The sequence below is a fragment of the Kitasatospora sp. NPDC004723 genome, from assembly GCF_040609255.1.
Lineage (GTDB): Bacteria > Actinomycetota > Actinomycetes > Streptomycetales > Streptomycetaceae > Kitasatospora.
Genome location: NZ_JBEXJT010000028.1, coordinates 47,699 through 66,707 on the forward strand (window position 1 = coordinate 47,699; position 19,009 = coordinate 66,707).

A 19,009-nucleotide genomic window follows, 5' to 3' on the forward strand; every position below is an offset into this window, starting at 1 on the left:
TTTCCGTCGCCGGTGTAGTCGGCGACACCGGCGAAGGTGAAGTCCTGCCAGCCGGCGCCGATTTGTGTGGCGGGGTTGACCTGGCCGGTGCCGCCGGTCCCGGGGTAGACGTAGAGGTTGCCGTTGCCGTTGTTGCGGGTGACGACATCGGGTTTTCCGTCGCCGGTGTAGTCGGCGACACCGGCGAAGGTGAAGTCCTGCCAGCCGGCGCCGATTTGTGTGGCGGGGTTGACCTGGCCGGTGCCGCCGGCTCCGGGGTAGACGTAGAGGTTGCCATTGCCGTTGTTGCGGGTGACGACATCGGGCTTCCCATCACCCGTGTAGTCGGCGACTCCCGCGAACGTGAAGTCCTGCCAGCCGAAACCGATCTCGACGCCTGCGGCCAGGCGGCCCGTCCCACCGGTCCCGGGGTGGACGTAGAGGTTGCCGTTGCCGTTGTTGCGGGAGATGACATCGGGCTTTCCGTCGCCGGTGTAGTCCGCGACGCCGGCGAACGTGACGTTGTTCCAGCCGGTTCCGATCTCGACGCGCGCCCGGCTGCTGTATCCGTCTCCGGCCCCGGGGAAGAGGTAGAGGCTGCCGCTCGCGTCGTCCCGGGCGATGGTGTCGGCGTATCCGTCGCCGTCGTAGTCGGCGATTCCCGCGAAGGTCCATCCGGCGCCGGGAACGTAGGCGGGTGCCGGGGTGAGAACGTTGCCGCGGACGTAGGCGCCCAGGGAGTTGCCCGCCGCCACTCCGGCGTCGGCGTCCCAGCGGTAGTGCACGCCGAGGTAGATACGGCTCAGGGCGTCCTCCAGGGCTGCGGCGGTGAAGGTGGTGAAGGTGCGGGTGGCCCCCACCGCTTGAGGGTCGTCGGTGGTGGCGGTGAAGGTGACTTGGTCACCGAAGATGCCGCGCATCACCCCGGCCCAGGCCGCGCCGAAGGTGGCGTGTCCGGAGATGTAGGCGGGGAAGGGCGGGCTGAAGCGCTGGCCCGCCCGGTTGACGGACAGGGGCTGCCAGGCCGGGTCCGGGGTGATGGCCGGGCTGGTGCTGGGGTCCGCGAGCCGGATCGCGCTCTGTGGGCGCCACAGGTCGATGCTGCTCGCGTACTTGGCGTCCCAGGCGACGATCGAGGCGTCGGCCAGCGCCACCGCGACCAGCGCGAACAGCCTGGCGTTCTCCGTCTGGGTCAGCCCCTTCTGCTGGGCGACCGTCTGGGTGATGTCGAACAGCTGGCCGGGCGGCTTGTAGGTGCCGTCGACGTCGTTGGCCCAGAAGAACGCCTGTTGGGTCTGATCGGCGGTGCGGGTGGTGGAAGTGGCCGAGCCCAGGGACTTGACCTCGTTGACCTGCGAGGCGTAGGCGGGGTCGGCCAGCAGCGCCGCGTAGGAGGTGGCCTGGGCGGGAGGCTGGGGACGGAACTGCGCGCCGGAGGCCATGGCGAACGGGGCGAGCCGGCCCCAGTTCGGGTTGACCGGGGCCGACTGCCCCGAGTCCGTGGGCCGCCAGGCGCCGGGCACGTTGTCCAGGGTGTAGGACGGGTCCCAGGCGGGTGTGGTGCTGGGCCGGTTCCCGACCGCGACCCGGGCCACCTCGCTTCCGACAGCGGCTCCCTGGTTGCGGGCCGTGACGGTGACGGAGGCCGGGATGGTGGCGCGTGCCGTGGCGAGGGCCTGGTCGAAGTCGGCGGCGAAGTCGTGGCCGGGGTTGAAGCCGGGGAAGAGCCCGGTCAGGGTGTCGTGCGCGGCCTGGTCGATCGCGGCCTCGACCGAGGCGGTACCAGGAGCCGGCACCACGGTCAGGTACGGACGGAACCGGCGATCGGCGGCGGGCGTGACGGAGTCCACCGCGTCCCAGATCGCCGTGTGCATCACGGCTCCCGCGTGCGCCAGAGGCCCGGGACCGGTATTGCGAGTCTGCCGGTACGCGTCGAGCAGGACCTTGTTCCAGAAGACGACATGATCGGTGGGCCCGGACACGGCCACCGCCTCTCCCGGCGGTACCAGTACGGCGGACCCCGCGACGGTCATGACCGCGAATGCCGGGATGCTGATCCGGTGGCGTATTCGAACGTGTTTCATTTTCCCCCCCTGGGCATGGAGATGTCAGTCGCGCTGGAGAACGCACCGGGGCTCGGCAGAGAATGGTCGCCGGCTGAACCCGACTTCCGCGGCGCCCGTTTGATGGGGGCACAGCTGAAGTCCGGGCGCATGATTAGGGTGCGCACATGGCAAAAAGGCTAGCGGGGGTCTTCGGCCCGGACGAAATGATTGGATTCGACTTCCGCAAGTCTCTCGATTCCGTCGGCCCCGGAGGAAGGAGGAGCGGAATGGCCTGACGCGGCCTCCGGCCGAGCGCCGAACCGGCACAGCAGCACACCGGCAGACCCGCACCCCCGTGGGTACACCACCACGGCCCGGTCACCGGACTCTGCCCGGGCAGCCGGGCCGGCTACGTGCAGACCATCACCGGTCTACTCTGTGCTCCATGGACCTGGACCTGGAACTCGGCGCGCCGGCAGCCCAGGACGGTCTGCCCGCCTCCACGGTGTGGCGCCTTCTGCGGCACCCGGTGGCCCGACGCCAGGCGGCACTGCTGCGCCGGGACCTGACGGGGAAGCAGATGGAGGATCGCACTCCAGCCACCCTCTGACCGCCACGTAGACGCCCATTGATGTTGCCCTTGCTGTTGCTGTCAGCCCTGGTGTGAGAGCCGTCGGCTGACGTCGGCCGCGCAGGTTCCCCGTTCTCCGGCCCCTCCCGGCGACCGTCTGATCCACGGGGTACTGCCTCGTGCCGCGAGGGTGTGGGGCCGTCCAGCGTGCTCCGTGCCGGACGGCCGTGGCCGCTATTCGATCAGCTCTCCCATGTGGCAGTCGTCCGCGCGCGTCGGCCAGAACTGGTCCTCGGTGGCCCATGCCTGAGGGTCGAGGGCGTGCAGGACGGACTGCGCGACACCGTCGACGAGGTCACGGGGCCGGAAGACGGCCCACGGCGACGCCCCGAGGCCGGTCGAGCGGCGGCGTTCGAGGCGCAGCCGCTCGAAGGTCCACAGGACGTGGAGCAGCGTGGCCAGGTCCCGGTGCAGGTAGGGGGCGGGCTGGTCCTCGTCGTGCCAGTCCGGCAGCTCGATGCGCCCGGTGGCGCCGTCGAGGGCGGCTTCGAGGTCGTACGTCCAGCCGCCGAGCGCGAGGTACTCGCCCTGGTACGGGCGGGCGGTCGACTCCTCCCCGTCGTCCGCGTAGACGTCGGGGAAGGACTGCGCCATGGTGACCAGCGGTCCTTCGGCGGCCACCGTCAGGGCTCCGCGGGCGCAGACCGGCAGCCCGACCTCGGTGAGCAGCTGCCGGGTCGGGGCGTGGACAAGCCGGTCGGGAAGTTCGCCGGGGAGGAAGCGGCGGACGGTGCCTGCGCCGGCGAGCTCCGCGAGGTCCTCGACCAGGTCCGGTCCGACGAGGTACGGCGCCCCGTCCGCTGTCCGCGGCTCGGCGCCCCACGCGAGCGCACGGATCCGCAGGGCGGTCTCCCAGTGGGCGGGCCGCCCGTCGGTGCGCTGCCAGAGGTCCGGGTCGGCCTCGCCGAGTTCCTGCAGCCCGAGCCGGACGGCGGTGTCGACGGTCGCGGGCCCGTACGGCGCCACACTCTCGCCCTCGTCCCGTTCGTAGGCGCCCGTGGCGGCCAGCGTGACGGCCTCCACCACAATGGCCAGGTCGATCAGGGCGCGCGGACTGCTGGCCAGCAGGTCCCGCCGGAGCGCACCGCTCCCGTCGGGGCAGGCCAGGTACACCGCACCGCTCGCACCGTCGAGCAGGACGGCGATGTCCTCGCCGGCCGCCGAGTACCGGGCTTCGCCCAGGACGAAGAGCGCCTCGCCGCCCTCAGCCCCGGCCCAGCCCCGGCCGACAGCCGCTTCCGGAGGCCCGGCCGACGTGGCTCGCAAGTCCAAATAGGCGTAGCACCACGACAACTCGCCGGCTGCGAGTAACGTCCGGCTCGGCCCGTCGGTGAGCCCCGCCGGCCACGTCCAGGAGCCACCGGGTTCCCCGCTCCCGTCGATTCCCACCGGTGTGCCCCCCGTGTCGTCGTGCCTCGTCCCGCGACAGTAGCCCGTGCCACCGACAGTCCGGTCGGGTGGTGTTCTCCCGCGACGCGCCAGGTCGGCCGACCGTCATGGGCTGTCGGTCAGGTGATCGGGGCCGTCCGGTGCGGAGCCTCCACGGGGTGCGCCGGCTCATCGGGCGAAGGCCGACCGCCGGAGGGTGGCGGTCGATCGGCCGCGACCACCAATTCGGCAGCGATACCGTGTAGTTCGACGTCCCACCGTTCGAACTGCCGCAATACCCCGACACTTTGCCCAAGACCGTGCCGGACGCCGAGGAGGAGTTCGGCGAAGACCAGCGCGCCGCCGGCGAGGGCGGCGCCCAGACGCATAAGGCGACCACCTGATGACGAAACACACCGCCCGGGCCCTCGCCCTCGCCGCCGCCTTGCTCGCCGCAGCCGGCTGCGCCTCGACCGGCACCGAGAAGAACCTCGCGCCCATCCCCATGCCGGCCCCGATCCCCACCGCCACCCAGGCCGCGCTGGCCGCCGTCGCCCAGAACTACCAGGACGCGGCCAACCACGGTGACTGGCAGACCGCCTGCACTCTCAGCTCGGCCCTCCTGCGCGGCGGCACCGTCGCCGACTGCGTCACCACCCGCACCACCCCGCCGCCCACCGCCACCCCGGTGAAGCCGCCCACCTACGCCGACGGCTCGACACCGGCCGGTCCCGTCACCGCCGGCGCCAACGACATCATCAGAGTGCCCGCTGGCCCCGGCACCCACCCCGCCGGCTACGGAGCGTTCGTCACCTTCCCCCGCAGCACGCCCGAGGACTTCGACCACCGCGCGCTGCGCCTGGTCGAGGAGGACGGCGCGTGGGTGGTCGACCAGAGCGAGGAGTTCGTCACGGAGGCGGCCGAGGTCCGCCGCGTTCTACTCAGGCGTCACCGATGATCGGGGCGCTGTACTGGGCCGCCCGCTATCGCGGACCGTTGTGACAACGTTGTCCAAACGCTGCTGCTGTCGGTAGGATCACAGGATGGACGAGACTCCGGAAGGGCGGTTGGAGTGATGCCGGACAGGGCCGAGCGGCCGGGCTCCGAGATTCCCGCACGGCCGACCATGAAGGACGTGGCCGCTGCCGCGGGAGTGGGACTGAAGACGGTGTCACGCGTCGTCAACGGTGAGCCGGGCGTCAGCGAGGAGACCGCCGACCGGGTCCACGCCGCGATCAGGGAGTTGGGGTTCCGCCGCAACGACGGTGCCCGGCTCCTCCGCCAGGGCAGCCGTACCAGCTGCGTGGGGCTGATCCTGGAAGACCTCGCCGACCCCTTCTACGCGCAGCTCAGCAGGGCGGTCGAGGAGGTGGCGCGCTCCCACGGGTCCCTGCTGTTCACGGGCTCGTCCGCCGAGGACCCGGCCCGCGAACGGGAGCTGACCCTCGACTTCTGCGCCCGTCGGGTGGACGGCCTGATCGTCGTACCGACCGCGGCCGACCACGGCTTCCTCGCTCCCGAACTGGCCGCGGGCACGGCCGTGGTCAGCATCGACCGGCCGATGAACGGCCTGACCGTGGACACCGTTCTGGCCGCCAACCGCCGCGGTGCGGCGGAAGCGGTGGGACACCTGATCCGGCAGGGCCACCGGCGGATCGGCTACCTCGGCGACGACCCGGAAATCTTCACTGCGGCCGAACGCCTCGCCGGCTACCGGCAGGCCATGGCGGAGGCCGGCCACGGGGTCGACGAGGCGTGGCTCGCGATGGGCCGTCCGGAACCTGTGGGCATCCACCTCGCCCTCGACCGCATGCTGTCCGGGCCCGATGCCGTGACCGCGCTCATGTGCGGCAACAACCGGACCACGGTCGCCGTGCTCCGCAGCCTGGCCACCTGCCCGGGACGCACCGCCCTCGTCGGCTTCGACGACTTCGAGCTCGCCGACATGCTCCCCGTGCCGGTCACCGTGGTGGCCCAGGACCCCATGCTGATGGGGCGGATGGCCGCGGAGCTCCTCTTCCGCCGCATGCGCGGCGAACGGGCCCAGGCCCAGCGGCTGGAGATCCCCACCCGGCTGGTCCTGCGCGGATCGGGCGAACTTCCCTGCTGAGCGCCCCGCCGCGCGCGGTGTGCTGACCTCCCGGCGTGCTGCCTGCCTGGCGTCCTTCCGCTGTTGACAGTCCGAGGGAAGGCGGGTGATGCTACCCACCGCGCTCTGACAACGTTGTCTATTCGCACCCAGCACGATCGAGGAGAACGATGTCCAGCGAGACCTCCAGCACCCCCCGGCCGGGCGATGACGCCTGGCTCCGCGCGGAACAGGAGAGGCTGCTCGAGTTCGCCCGCGGTGCGCGGCTGCCCGACGGGGGCTTCGGCTGGCTGGACCACCGGGGAAGGGCGCAGGAGGACGGCCTCGTCCACACGTGGATCACCTGCCGGATGACCCACGTGTTCGCCCTCGCCCACCTGCTCGGCGACCGGGACGCGGCCGCACTGGTCGACCACGGCATCGCCTCCCTGACGACCCTCCTGCGCGACCGCGAACACGGCGGCTGGTACACGGGTGTGGACCGCGACGGCCGCCCGCTGACCACCGACAAGTCCGCCTACGCCCACGCCTTCGTCGTGCTGGCCGCCGCCGGCGCCACCGCCGCCGGGCGCCCCGGAGGCCGGGAGCTGCTGACGGACGCACTCGGCGTCGTCGAGCGCCGTTTCTGGGACGAGGAGCGGGGCCGCCTGGTCGAGTCCTGGGACCTGCCCTGGCGCGCGTGCGAGTCCTACCGTGGCGCCAACAGCAATATGCACGCCGTCGAGGCGTTCCTCGCGGCCGGCGACGTCACGGGTGAGAGCATCTGGCACGAGCGGGCCCTGCGGATCGTCCGGCACATCGTCCACGAGCACGCCCGCGCCGCCGACTGGCGCGTGATCGAGCACTTCGACACCGACTGGACCCCCCTGTACGAGTACAACGAGGACCGGCCCGACGACCCGTTCCGCCCGTACGGGGGCACCGTCGGCCACTGGTTCGAATGGGCCCGGTTGATGGTAGCCCTGCACGCGAGCCTGCCGAACCCTCCCGCCTGGCTGCTCGACGACGCCGAAGCGCTGTTCGCCGCCGGCGTCCGCGACGGTTGGCACGTGGACGGCCGGCCCGGGTTCGTCTATACCGTGGACTGGAAGGGCGAGCCGGCCGTGCGCGTCCGCATGCACTGGGTCGCCGCCGAGGCGATCGCCGCCGCCGCCGTCCTCCACCGGGTCACCGGCAGGGCCGAGTACGAGTACTGGTACCGCACGTGGTGGCGGTACGCCGAGGAGGCGTTCCTCGACCGCGCACACGGCAGCTGGCACCACGAGCTGACCCCGTGGAACACGCCCGCCGCGACCGTCTGGCCCGGCAAGCCGGACGTCTACCACGCCGTGCAGGCCACCCTGATCCCCCGTCTCCCCGTGGAACCCTCGATGGCCGAGGCCCTGCGCCGGAAGCCGATCTGACACCTCGCCGGACCGAAATCCCCACCCCCCGGAGGACCGAACGTGATCACTGTCGTCGGCGAAGCCGTCATGGACCTGGTGAGGTCCGTCCAGGGCGCCACCACCGCGCATCCGGGCGGCAGCCCGGCCAACGTTGCGGTCGGCCTCGGCCGCCTGGGCCACCCCGTGGCGCTGCTCACCCGTCTCGGGCAGGACCCCCACGGCGCGCAGCTCGCCGCCCATCTCGCGGGCAGCGGTGTCGCCCTGGTGGGGGGAGTGATGGACGACCACCCCACCAGCACCGCGATCGCCCGCACGGACGACTCGGGTGGCGCGACCTACGAGTTCGCCATCACGTGGCACCTCGACGGCCCGGAGCCGGACGGCCTGCTGGCCCGGAGCGCGTGCCTGCACACCGGCTCGATCGCCGCGACGCTGGAGCCGGGTGCCGGCATGGTCCGTCGCCTCATGGAGCGCGCCCGTGGCCGCTGCACGGTCTCGTACGATCCCAACTGCCGCCCGTCGCTCATGGGGCGCCCCGACGAGGCACGGGCCCGGATCGAGTCGCTCGTCGCGTCGGCCGACGTGGTCAAGGCCAGTGACGAGGACCTCGCCTGGCTCCACCCCGGTCAGGACGTCGTCGACGTGGCCCGCGAGTGGCTGGCCCTGGGTCCGGCCGTGGTCGTGGTCACCCGGGGTGGGACCGGCTCGGTGGGTCTGTGCCGGGAGGGGAGGGTGACCCGGCCCACGGTGCCCGTCGAGGTCGCGGACACCGTGGGCGCGGGCGACGCCTTCATGGCCGGTCTGCTCGACGCCCTGCACCGCCGGGGGCTGCTCGGCCCGGACAACGCGGACCGCCTGCGCGGCATCGACACCCGCGTCCTCGGCGAACTGCTGGACGAGGCGTCGCTGGTGTCCGCCATCACCTGCACCAGGCCGGGCGCGAATCCTCCGACTGCCGAGGAACTGGCCGCCTTCCGCGAGGGCTGCGAGCGCGCCGGTCAGGAGCCGCCGCCCCGGCCGAGGGCAGTGAGGCCGTGATGTGACCGCCGGCCGGTTCGGTCCGCCCGCCGCGCTCCGGATTCCTGCGGCAGGCCTCAGGCCCGGTCAGTCGTCTCGTCCAGCATGAGCCGCCCCCGGAACAAGGTGCGCACTCCTCCGCCTACGCTTGCGAGCAGCCCTCGATCGGCTTGCCGGCGAACGTTCACCTGCATTCTGGCAAAGCCGAGTTCGGCCGTGCCCTGGACGATGTCGAACGCCAGGGACTCCTCGGACCGCCCCTGGTGCGCAAGCCATCCCGCCACTGCCAGTGCGGCCGAGCCGGTGGCCGGGTCCTCCGCGCACACCGGCTCGGGAACGAAGACCCGAGAGCGAACCTCAGGCAGGTGCGGAACGAACACTGCCACCCCGAAAACACCGGCCAGTCCAGGGACTCGCTCGGCGAGTGCCGCGACCGCGAGCGGCAGGGCTTGGGCAGATTCAAGGTCGGCGACACTCACCGGGAGGCAGACGAACCCGAGTCCGGCCGATGCCAGGCGCACCGGCCCCGCGGCCGCATCCGAAGCAAGCCCCACTGCGTCGCACACGAGGTCCGGCACGACGGGCGGACCCACCCGACAGAACCGTTCCTCCAGGACCGCGCTGTCCGCTCCCGGTCCCACACGTGCGCGCACGATCCCGCTGCGCGTGCGCATGGCCACCCAGCCAGCCGTGGCCAGCCCCCGTTGCACCGCCACGGCGGCCGCTCCCACAAGCGGATGACCCGCGAAGCCCAACTCCACATAGGGAGTGAAGATCCGCACATCCACCTCCCCGTCGTCACCGCTGCGCAGGAAGACGGTCTCCGGCATGGCCAGGCGGGCAGCCAGACGCTGCATCAGCGCCTCGTCACACGTGCTGTCAAGCATGACCACGCCGAGCGGCCCCCCGGTCAGGGGCCCGGTTCCGAACACCTCGACCAGCTCAAACTCCATGCCCACTCCCACCAGATCGGTTCCAAGCCTCGGCGGCGTGGCTCGTCATTGCGGTTTCCTTCCGAACAACTCGGTCGTCATCGGCCGGGCCGCTGCCCGTGCCCGTGGTGGCCGGCGCCGGCGGACATGCTGATCGCCGGGCCGGCGGGGCCGGCTCGCGCAGGACGGCCGAGGCGAGTGCCGCGTCCACGGCGCCGACGCCCGTGAGGTCGGCGACCGTGATCGCCCCGTCCGGTCGATCGACGGGCCCTTCGGGCAGGAGACCGACGGGTGTGTCGCCGGTCCCGGGGGGCCAGTGACGACAGGCGTGGCCTGCCGGTCGGCGACGACGCCGGCCTCGTCGAGTCGGGAGGACGGCCCGCACCGGCGCTCACGTCCGCAGTCGCGGATCCATGCCCTCATCGACGGATCCCATGAGCTGGACTGTATGTCTAATCTGGACTAAGTGTCCAGTCGAGCGGGCGATGTCGAGCCCGGCCGGCGGCTTGGCAGGGCTGCCGGACAGGACCACCCGAATGCCTCACCGGAGGAGCGGTCCACGGGCGGGCGCGGACACTCGACGTGTGGCGGTCGGAACGACACGCGGACCACATGGCCGCGGGCTGCCAACTCCCCTGTACCGGTAGGAGGTACGCGCATGTCCCTCAGGAATCTCGGCGGCGCCCTGATGCTGGTCGCCGGCGCGCTCGTGCTGCAGACATCACCGGCCCAGGCGGTCGCCGAAAGGGTCCCGGCGAACTCCTGCCCGGCCAACGACCCCGCGAGGATCGTCTCGACGATCTACGACGCCCTCCCCCCAGGTGACGGCGCCGCCCGCCGGGTGTACCTGCGGTGCGGTGTGCACACGGGCCCGAACGCCGGATACGGGCTGCGGCACATCGACGCGGGCCATGGCCCCGGCCCCAACGCGGACATCAACGCCGGGCAGGTCACGCGCTGTGTCAGGGCGATCGCCGAACACTACCGGCCCGCCAACGAGGGCGGCCAGTGGGTGTACAGAACCAACCCGGCCAACGCCACCCGGTGGCGGCTGGTTGTCGATCCCGTGCACGACGAGCGCGGCGTCGTGACCGTGTTCGCCGAGAACAACGCCCCGAACGGGTACCGGGACTTCGGCCTCTGTCCCGCTGACGTGCAGTAGCCGCTGTTGCCTGCGGGCCGTCACCGGGAAGCCGGTGACGGCCCGCTCCACTCGCTCTGCCCGCCGGCCTCCCGGGTGGCTGTCCCTGCTCCGCGCCGGCCGGCGATGCTGGTGTGGTGGCCGCCGGGGTCTCGTCCGCGGGGCCGGGCCGCTCTTCGCGTGCGTGGACCTTCCACCGCCTCGGTCGAACCGGCTGACCGGCACAACCCCGTGACGCGCTCGGCCGGCCCGGGAGACCGAGCCGGTCGCAGCCGACCCCGGCCACGGTGACTCGGTGTCGACGTGCAACCTTTGCGGCGGCGCGGGGGTGAGTAGGGCGGAGCGACGGCCCGGTGGGGCCCTCGCGCGGACCGCGGAGAGGAATGGGATGACCACGAGTGCAATACCCGTACCGGTGGACGGCCGGTCCCGGCCGGCCGCCCAAGCGGACTCGGACCCGGGGCCAGGGGCCGAACCGGTGGCCGCCGGCGGCGGCCCGGGGGTGCGGGAGCTCGGCTTCGAGGGGTTCGCCGCCACGCGGTGGCGGCGGCTGGTTCGCACCGCCTACCTGCTGACGGGCGACCACCACGAGGCCGAGGACGTGGTGCAGGCGACCCTGGCGAAGGTGTTCCGGAGCTGGTCGCGGATCAGTGGGCTGGAAGAGCCCGACGCCTATGTCCACCGCGCCCTGGTGAACAACAACCTGAGCCGCCACCGGCGCCGCCGGGTCAGGCAGCTGCTCGTGCCCGTCCTCCCCGAGCGGGCGCACACCAAGGACGTCGGCCACGGCGACGTCGAGGAGCGCTCGGTGCTGCTCCAGGCGCTGGCGGAACTGCCGCCGCGCCAGCGTGCCGTCGTCGTGCTGCGCTACTGGGAGGACATGAGCGAGCACCAGGTCGCCGAGGTGCTCGGCTGCTCGGCCGGCAACGTGAAGAGCCAGGCCAGCCGGGGCCTGGCGAAGCTGCGCGGGCATCCGGCGCTGGCGCTGTACGCGGTGGGGACCGGTTCGACGATCGAGGGCACGGACGGAGACGACAGGTGATGGACACCGAGGACGCGGTGCGCGGCGCGCTGCGGGAGGAGGCCGGCCGGCTCGCGGTGGGGGAGTGGCCCCGCGGCGGCGTGCAGGTCCACGTGCGACGCCAGCGCCGCGGCCGGCGCCTGGCGCTGGGGGCGGTGGCCGCGGCGGCTGCGCTCGTGGTGGTCGCCGGCACGGGAGCGGCGCTGTCCGCGCGGGACGGAACGCGTGGCGTGGCGCCGGCCTCGCAGCCGCTGGCGGCGCCGGTGGGTCCGGCGCCGGAGCCCGTGGTCGTGGAGGTCGGTCAGCGGCTGCCGATGGGCCGTGACGACTGGTGGATGCAGTTGGGGGACCAGGAGGTCTGCATCCACGATCCCGTCGCGTACAAGGACGGTCAGGGGTGCGGCGGGTACTCCTGGGCGTCGGGCGGGACCCAGATCACCGTGCAGTACCTCGGGTCGTCCCCGGAGTACCGGGAGGGCCTGTACAACCTCGTGTACCAGGGGCCCGGACGGGTGGCCGCGATGGCCATCGAGCTGGACGGCCAGGCGCACTGGGCCACCGTCGCCTCGCTCTCCGGCGACCCGGGTTTCGCGAGCGGGGTCTTCTGGGGGCCCGCCCTCAAGGGCTCCAGCGGCCCGGGCGGCTACCCGCTGGGGGGCATCCGGATCGCCGCGTACGACGCGCAGGGCGGGGTGCTGGCGAGCAGGACGCTGTCGCCCTGAACCACCGTCGGCCGCGACGGGCCCGGGGCGGCGACGGTCGCCCCCGCCGCCCCCCGCCGCCGCCCGGGTGCCCCGGGCGGCGGTGCCGCGCGCCCGCCTGGCCGCACTCCGCCCGCCCGGCTGCTCTCCGGCTACCCAGCGGCCCCCCGTCTCCAGGTTCGGACACGCAATGTCCGTGCCGCGGAACGATCCGGTCAGAGCCGGGCAACGCCCCGCTCCTGCCACGCCGTCCCGCCTACGGTGGTCGTAGGGACGCAGAGGGGAAACGGGGCCGGGACGCCGCGGCACCCCTGCCGATGTTCGGTGGAAGGGGCGGAATTGCTGCGGATCCACTTCACCCACGACGACCTGACCAGGGTCCGGATCGCGCGGGCACCCGACCCGCTCGCCGAGTCGCTCCTGAGCCTGTCGCTGGTGCAGACCCGCGAGGCAGGCGGCGTGGCGTTGGAGGGGTGGCGCAGTCGGACCCGCAGAAGCATCCGCCCCGAACAGCGGGTGCTGTTCGACCTGGCTACGCCGGTCGGCACGGTGGAGGCCGCGGAAGCGTTGCTGCACGCCGGCAGCCACACCCTGCCGGAGAGCCTGGAGCAGACGTGGTCACTGCCCGGCCGACGGTGGAGCGCGGACCTGCGCACCCTCAGCAGGACGCGCCCCCCAGCACCCCGGTGGGTCTACGAACTGCACCGGGGCGAACGCGAGTGGCGCGAACTGGTCGACCGCCGGCTGCGCGAGTACCACGCCTTCGCGGTCGCCCCGTACTGGTCGCAGCTCCTGGCCGCCGCGCACACCGACCGCGCCCGGCGGGCCACCCTCGCCGCCGACCGCGGCCTGGACGGACTGCTCGACAGCCTCCACCCCGACTTCCGGTGGCAGTCACCGGTGCTGACGCTGCCCTGCCCCGTCGACGCCGACCTGCGGCTGCGCGGTGCCGGCGTCATGCTCGTCCCCACCTTCTTCTGGCCCGACCCGATGGTCCTCACCGACAACCGCGGCCTCGACCACCCCCTCGTCCTGCACTACCCGCTCGCCCCGGACCTCACGACCTACCGCGCGATCTGGTCCTCGGCCGCCGCGGAAGGGCCGGACGGCGCGCTCGTCGCCCTGCTCGGCACCACCCGCGCCCGCACCCTGCACGCGGCGGCCGACCCGGCCGGCACCGCCGAACTCGCCCGCCGCACCGGCACCTCCGCCGCCACCGCCAGCCACCACGCGGGCGTCCTGCGCGCCGCCGGCCTGCTCACCACCGAACGCACCGGCCCCGGCGTCCGCCACACCCTCACCCCCCTCGGCCAAGCCCTCCTCGACGACCGCACCCCCGACCGTCCGCAATCGCCCGCGCCACCGCCCCCTCGCCGTGACCGCCCCGAGGCGCGCACGCCAGGCCGGGGCGACCACCCCCGCCAAGGGCAACCGGGGCACCTCCGTTCGGCCCCCTGAGACCCGGCGGCCGGAGGCTGCGGCCGGGCCGGACACGGCCGCAGCGGCGCCCGGGACGGTTCGCTCGGGGACGGGCGCAACGGCCCGGGGACGTCGCCCGCTTGGGCGCGCGGTACCGCGATCGCGGTCGACAAGACCATGCCCGGACGTCCCGTCCAGCGGGAGCGAACAGCGCAGGGTCCGTTCCGCGGTCGACGTGACCGAGGCGCCGACGACGAGCACCAGCTGGGAGAAGAACAGCGTCGCGATCGCCTCCAACGAGTCGTTCGGCGGCTGGACCAAGACCTTCACCGATCCCCGCCTCTGCGCGGCCATCGTCGACCGGCTCACCTTCAACGGCACCATCATCGAAACCGGCACCGACTCCTACCGCCTCGCCAGCACCCGACCCGAGCCGAGGAACCGCCAAGCGGGATGACCCCGACAGCGGCAGCAGGTCAGCGGGCCTCGACTGACTCGCCGGGCACCGCAGCGGGACGCAGCACGGCCAGAGAATCTTCCTGGCGAGCGACCATCGCGAAGGAGAACCTGTCCACTTCCAGGCACAGGTCGACATCGTCGGGATGAACACCCTGATATCCGCGCTGTACGCCTTCGGCAAGGTCAGCGGCTGCCCGAGAAGTCCTCGCGCGGTGAAGATACGGGGCCACCTCGGCATCGCCTCCGGCGAGATGCTGACCGATGTATTCAGCGCAGGCCAGGTCCTCAGCGGCCTGGCCATCATCGCCGGTGACCACGAACGTCACCGGCCCGGAACCATCAGTCGTCAGGAACCGTGCTGTCGCGCCGGCCACTACGAAACTCGCGCACAAGACCAGCGGCGCGCTCGCGACGGCCAGTGCGCCGACGGTTCCGGCCGTCGTCTTCTGCACCACCGTTCGACCGGCCAGATCAAGCGACCTGACCAAACCGGGTGAGTTCACCGTGTCGAAGCCTGCCGCCGGGGCACCGTCCTTCAGAGCCAGCCAACCCGGACTACTCTCCTTCAGAGCCAGTGCCTCACCATCGGACGAGGCCAGGACGATCTTCTCGGCACCACGCGAGAACGCCCAGGCAGCCACGGTGAAGGCCCGCATCACGTCGACAACAACCGCAACGCGCGGGACGTCAGTCAGCTCCGGAATACCGACGAAACGATGATCCATCTCGGCATTCTCGCCGAGGTCGCATCGCTCACGCCACCGGGGCCCCAGCGGCCGTCACCGAGTCTTGGGACACGGCGGTGCCGTCATGTGGCATCGACATCCGCGCCTCTACTGATCATCAAATGCCACTGGAACCAGTCGACAAACGCCGTTCCTGGAGATCAACGAAGCCAAGCCGGCCCTCCGTCACCACGGCGCTGTCGACCCGGAACCCGTCGGCGAAGGGCCGGAGGCGGACACCGAGACCGCGGAAGGCGGGTCCGAGGTCCGGGGAGAGGAACCGCGGAACGGCGGAGCGCCGGTTCCGCCGGGAACCGGCGCTCCGCCGGAGGACTTTCCGGGCTCAGTCCTCCGACTGCCGCCGCGCGCGGCTGAACTCGCCGGTGCCGACCCGGGCGGCGAGGGTGTCGTCGGGGCCGGAGAGCAGCGAGCCGTAGCCGGTGGCGGCCCAGAGGCTGCGGTCGGCGGGCAGTTCGAAGTAGGGGACGGTGCGTCCCTGGTCGCGGACGGCGAGCACCTGGGGTGCGCGGCGGGCGCGCAGGGACTGGGCGCAGTCCTCGCAGACGGCGACGTCGACGCGTTCCCGGCGGCCGAGCGGGCGCCAGGTGGTGCGGCCGACGGCGGCGCCGTGCCGGGGGTCGAAGAAGCACAGCGGGAGCCGCGGTCCGGCTGCGAGCGCGGAGCGTCCTTCGGCGGCCAGGGCGAGCACGCCGGCCAGGTCGGGGATGCCGCGGGCGGCGTCCAGGACCCGGCCGGCCGCGTCGTAGGCGTCCAGGGCGCGGCCCAGGCCGGGCGTGGTGGCCCCGTCGGCGCCGTCCACGGCCTCGCCGAGGGCGAGCACCTCGGCGGCGGCCTGCCGGCGCAGTCCGGCCTCGTCGGCGGCCCGGTCGGCGGCGAAGACGGCGTCGGGGAAGGTGAAGGCGGTGTGCCGGGGCGAGCGGCGGCGGCGCAGCACCAGGAAGGCGGCGCCGGCGACGGCGAGGACCAGCGCCGCGGCGACCGCGAGCAGGGTCCCCGAGCCCCCGGAGGAGGAGTCGGCGGCCTTCTCCTTCACCTTGGGGCGGGCCGAGTACTCGCGGTCGGCCCGTGCGGCCTCGGCCTTGTAGACCTCGGTGCCCCGGCCGGTCCGGATCAGTTCGACGGCCCGGCCGACGCGGGCGGCCAGTCCGGCGTCCTTGAGTTCCTTGAGCATGCCCACGGCCATGGCCGCGTCGCGGGTCTGGTGGGTGTCGTTCGGCCACTCGGTGCCCTGGAGCCAGCTCAGGTACTCGTCGTTGGTGAGCAGGATCAGCTGCGGCTGGCCGAGGCGTTCCTGGACCACCGCGGCCAGGGACTTGGCGCTGCCGTCGAACGCGTCGCCCTTCTTCAGCGGCACCAGCACCACCTTGATCGGCAGCCCGGTCGCGGCGATCTGGTCGGCGAGTTCCCGCTGTTGTGAGGCGTTGACGGCAGCCGCGAAGGACGGGTCGACGTAGACCGGGGTGGTGGCCAGGGCCTCGACGATCGTCGTGGCGGTCGGTCCGGGGCCCGCGCCGTCCGCGTGGGCGGTGGCACCGGTGCCGAGCAGCATCGTGCAGGCCGTCAGCAGCGCGGTGAACAGCCCTCCGAGCAGGCGGCGGGCGGGGCGGACGGCCGGGCGGTGTGCGGTCCGGCCGGCGGTCGGGCGGACGGTCGGGCAGGCGGTCGGGCGGTCACTGGACACTGGCGGACTCCCTGGCCCTGAGGATGAGTGCTTCGAGCCCTTCGCGGGCGGCCGGCAGGATCTGCCCGGCCTCGTCCCAGGCGGTCCGGGTGCGGTCGTCCGCCCCGGGCAGGTGCAGCAGCCGGTCGCGGGCCCGGCCCGCACGGGCGGCCCGGTCGGCGGGCGAGGGGCCGGCGCCGCCGCCGTGGAGGGCGTCGCGGCAGGTGGGGCACAACTGCGCGGACCGGGGGCCGAGGCCGAGCTCGGCGAACCAGGGCGGCACCCGGCCGCCGGTGGCCTCGCCGTGCAGCGGGTTGAGCCGGCAGACGGTGGGGTGGAGCCGGCCGCGCAGAGCGGCGAGCCCGGCCTGGGCGAGCACCACGACGGCGGTCAGGTCGCCCGCCTCGGTCGACTCGTCGGGGCGCCGCCCGCTGCTGTCGGCGAGGAGTTCGGCGGCGTCCAGGCAGTCCCAGGCGCGGGTGCGGCCGGGTGCGTGCTGGTCGGCGGCGGCGAGTTGCGCGGCGAGTTCGCGGGCGTCCTCGCCGGCCCAGGTACGGAGTTGCCGCAGGGACGGCCGCGGGGTGGTGTGCCGGGGCTCGGCGTGCTGCGGCGAGGAGCCGGCCGCGCGGGCGCGCCGGGAGCCGCTGACGGCCCGGGCGGTGGCGAGGGCCGCCCAGGACAGCAACAGCAGGACGCCGAGCAGCATCACGCCGAGCCAGATGCCGCCCCCGAAGTCGTTGCTGAACAGGGCGGGCAGCCGGTTGTCGTGCAGCGGGGGCAGCGTGGTGCGGCGTTGCGCGGGATCGTGGCCCGGCTTCGGCTCGGCGGCGGCGACGGCGTCCAGCACCTGGTCCAGCCGCGGCGCCACGTTCAGGCCGTTGGTTTCGCCGTACGCGTACCTGACCTCGGTCGGCACGCGTGCGAACCGGCGCAGGGTGTCCAGGCCGGTGCCGTAGCTGTCGAGGTCGATCACGCCGGTCAGCGGGTCGACGAGGAGGTAGACGCCGTTGCGGCCGGTGCGTTCGTGGATCCGGGCGAGCAGCAGGTCGGCGTTGTGTCCGGTCTCGTCGTCGCTGTCGGTGGGGGTGACCACGATGTGCACCGGGCCCTTGGGGGCGAGTTCGACGAGCCGCTGCCGGATCGCGGGCAGGTCGGCGGAGCTCAGCGCGTCGGGACCGGACGGGTCCTGGTAGATCGGGCCGGCCGTGAGCCCGGCGGCGATCTCGTCGACGCGGGCGTCCAGATCGGCCTGGGTGACATTGAGGTCGGGGCTGTCGATGACCTGGGGGAAGGCGGTGGGCGCGAAGTGCACCACGCCGAACACGGTGGCGGCCGTCGCCAGCAGGGTCACCGGCAGCAGGACGCGGCGGCGCCGCACGGCGCCCGGACCTCGGGCACCGCGTGGCGCCGCCGGCTCCTTCGTCAGGCTGACGGCGGTCGTCCTGACGGGGCCGGGGCCGGGGCCGGGTCCGGGGCCGGAGGAGCGGGTCCGGCGGCGGGAGAGGTACAGGCCGAGGGCCAGCACCAGGCCGGGGAGCACCACCACGGCCAGCCCGAGCAGCAGGTTCTGGTTCTGCCGGTCGGTGGAGCTGATGTACAGGCGACGCCGGTCGCTGTCGTGGTACCGGTCGTACAGTTCCTCGGCCTTGGCGGCGGCCAGGTCCTTGCCGGAGGCGACGGCGTCGACGAAGTTCTTGAACGCGGCGAGCGGCTCGGCGCCGTACGGGGTGCCGTACAGGGAGATCCGGCGGGCGTCGTCGATCGGTACGTCGACGCCGAACGCGGACGCGGTGATGTGGCCGTAGCCGGCGATCAGCACGTAGAGGCCGTCCGCGCCGAGCCGGTCGTGCACCAGGGCGAGCAGCGCGGCGTCGCCGTCCGGCAGCGCGAGCACGTAGGTGGGTACGCCGGTGCGCTCGGCGACGGCGGCGATCTCCGGGGCGAGCGAGCGCGGCAGCCTGCGCGGCAGGGCGGCCGAGACGTAGACCGGGTTCTTGCGCAGTTCCTCGGCCAGGCGCTCGGACCGGCTCGTCCCGTCGGTGAGTTGACCGGTCGGCGCGGCGGCGGCGCTCGCCGTGGACGCTGCCGTGGGGCCCGGTGCGGCGCTCGGGTCGGCCGCAGCGGCCGTTCCGGTGCTGCCGAGCAGGATGAGCGCCGCGAGCGCCGTGCCCGCCCGGGCCCCCAATGTTCCGGTCCGTCTCCGTATCCGTGTCGGTGTCCGCATCGGCGCCCCTCCTGGTGGTTCGGCCGATCACTCTACCCATGCTCGGTCCCGACGAGATCACCTTCGAGCGCCCCTGCCGGCGCCGCCCCGGCCTCGGCATCGACACCATGGACCTCGCCCTCGACCTGGTCATCACCCCGACCTGTCGCCCTCGACAAGGCCCTGCGTGTGCGTCGGGCGCCGACACCGGGC

The 19,009-nt window shown here is 73.2% G+C and carries 15 protein-coding genes and 1 pseudogene; 10 read left to right on the forward strand and 6 right to left on the reverse strand.

What is annotated here, in order from left to right; genetic code table 11:
* Nucleotides 1-1,853: FG-GAP-like repeat-containing protein (locus ABZW10_RS24550; protein WP_355369479.1), on the reverse strand; the 1,853-nt coding region annotated here is incomplete at its 3' end.
* Between the two features lie 616 nt (nt 1,854-2,469).
* Between ABZW10_RS24550 and ABZW10_RS24555 the strand changes: the two genes are divergently transcribed.
* Complete coding sequence (locus tag ABZW10_RS24555; protein ID WP_355369481.1) at nt 2,470-2,634, forward strand: hypothetical protein; 165 nt, start codon at nt 2,470-2,472, stop codon at nt 2,632-2,634.
* A gap of 195 nt (nt 2,635-2,829) precedes the next feature.
* On the opposite strand, the gene ABZW10_RS24560 is transcribed toward ABZW10_RS24555, so the two are convergent.
* The gene (locus ABZW10_RS24560; protein WP_355369483.1) at nt 2,830-3,921 is read right to left on the reverse strand and encodes an SUKH-4 family immunity protein; all 1,092 of its coding nucleotides are present in this window, start codon (nt 3,919-3,921) and stop codon (nt 2,830-2,832) included.
* Between the two features lie 505 nt (nt 3,922-4,426).
* On the opposite strand from ABZW10_RS24560, the gene ABZW10_RS24565 reads away from it, so the two are divergent.
* The 4 genes from ABZW10_RS24565 (at nt 4,427) to ABZW10_RS24580 (ending at nt 8,535) form a co-directional block, all read left to right on the forward strand.
* Nucleotides 4,427-4,981, forward strand: a complete 555-nt coding sequence (locus ABZW10_RS24565) for a hypothetical protein (protein WP_355369485.1) — start codon at nt 4,427-4,429, stop codon at nt 4,979-4,981.
* Nucleotides 4,982-5,149: 168 nt separating this feature from the next.
* On the forward strand, nt 5,150-6,133 hold the full coding sequence (locus ABZW10_RS24570) for a LacI family DNA-binding transcriptional regulator (RefSeq protein ID WP_355369563.1): 984 nt from the start codon (nt 5,150-5,152) through the stop codon (nt 6,131-6,133).
* Between the two features lie 149 nt (nt 6,134-6,282).
* On the forward strand, nt 6,283-7,515 hold the full coding sequence (locus ABZW10_RS24575) for an AGE family epimerase/isomerase (protein WP_355369487.1): 1,233 nt from the start codon (nt 6,283-6,285) through the stop codon (nt 7,513-7,515).
* Between the two features lie 42 nt (nt 7,516-7,557).
* On the forward strand, nt 7,558-8,535 hold the full coding sequence (locus ABZW10_RS24580) for a carbohydrate kinase (RefSeq protein WP_355369489.1): 978 nt from the start codon (nt 7,558-7,560) through the stop codon (nt 8,533-8,535).
* Nucleotides 8,536-8,591: 56 nt separating this feature from the next.
* Here ABZW10_RS24580 and ABZW10_RS24585 read toward each other — a convergent pair whose 3' ends face one another.
* The gene (locus ABZW10_RS24585; protein WP_355369491.1) at nt 8,592-9,467 is read right to left on the reverse strand and encodes a PhzF family phenazine biosynthesis isomerase; all 876 of its coding nucleotides are present in this window, start codon (nt 9,465-9,467) and stop codon (nt 8,592-8,594) included.
* A 637-nt stretch (nt 9,468-10,104) separates the two neighbouring features.
* On the opposite strand from ABZW10_RS24585, the gene ABZW10_RS24590 reads away from it, so the two are divergent.
* The 5 genes and pseudogenes from ABZW10_RS24590 to ABZW10_RS24610 all read left to right on the forward strand — a co-directional run.
* Nucleotides 10,105-10,608, forward strand: a complete 504-nt coding sequence (locus ABZW10_RS24590; RefSeq protein ID WP_355369493.1) for a hypothetical protein — start codon at nt 10,105-10,107, stop codon at nt 10,606-10,608.
* A gap of 367 nt (nt 10,609-10,975) precedes the next feature.
* Nucleotides 10,976-11,629: a SigE family RNA polymerase sigma factor gene (locus ABZW10_RS24595; RefSeq protein WP_355369495.1), complete on the forward strand. Its 654-nt coding sequence runs from the start codon at nt 10,976-10,978 to the stop codon at nt 11,627-11,629.
* Nucleotides 11,626-12,330 carry a hypothetical protein gene (locus tag ABZW10_RS24600; RefSeq protein WP_355369497.1) on the forward strand — a complete coding sequence of 235 codons (705 nt, stop codon included), beginning with the start codon at nt 11,626-11,628 and terminating at the stop codon, nt 12,328-12,330. The genes ABZW10_RS24595 and ABZW10_RS24600 overlap by 4 nt, the downstream gene beginning before the upstream one ends.
* Before the next feature lie 318 nt (nt 12,331-12,648).
* The gene (locus ABZW10_RS24605; RefSeq protein WP_355369499.1) at nt 12,649-13,767 is read left to right on the forward strand and encodes a winged helix-turn-helix domain-containing protein; all 1,119 of its coding nucleotides are present in this window, start codon (nt 12,649-12,651) and stop codon (nt 13,765-13,767) included.
* Nucleotides 13,768-13,996: 229 nt separating this feature from the next.
* A pseudogene (locus ABZW10_RS24610) lies at nt 13,997-14,185 on the forward strand (ATP-binding protein); the annotation flags it as partial.
* A 19-nt stretch (nt 14,186-14,204) separates the two neighbouring features.
* Here ABZW10_RS24610 and ABZW10_RS24615 read toward each other — a convergent pair.
* From ABZW10_RS24615 to ABZW10_RS24625, 3 genes are all read right to left on the reverse strand, one after another.
* A complete protein-coding gene (locus tag ABZW10_RS24615; RefSeq protein WP_355369501.1) occupies nt 14,205-14,912 on the reverse strand; it encodes a 2-phosphosulfolactate phosphatase in 708 nt (235 codons plus the stop codon).
* A gap of 343 nt (nt 14,913-15,255) precedes the next feature.
* Entirely contained in the window at nt 15,256-16,614 is a 1,359-nt protein-coding gene (locus tag ABZW10_RS24620) for a hypothetical protein (RefSeq protein WP_355369503.1), read from the reverse strand.
* Entirely contained in the window at nt 16,604-18,778 is a 2,175-nt protein-coding gene (locus ABZW10_RS24625) for a hypothetical protein (protein WP_355369505.1), read from the reverse strand. Before ABZW10_RS24625 ends, ABZW10_RS24620 begins: the two co-directional genes overlap by 11 nt.
* Nucleotides 18,779-19,009: the final 231 nt, after the last annotated feature.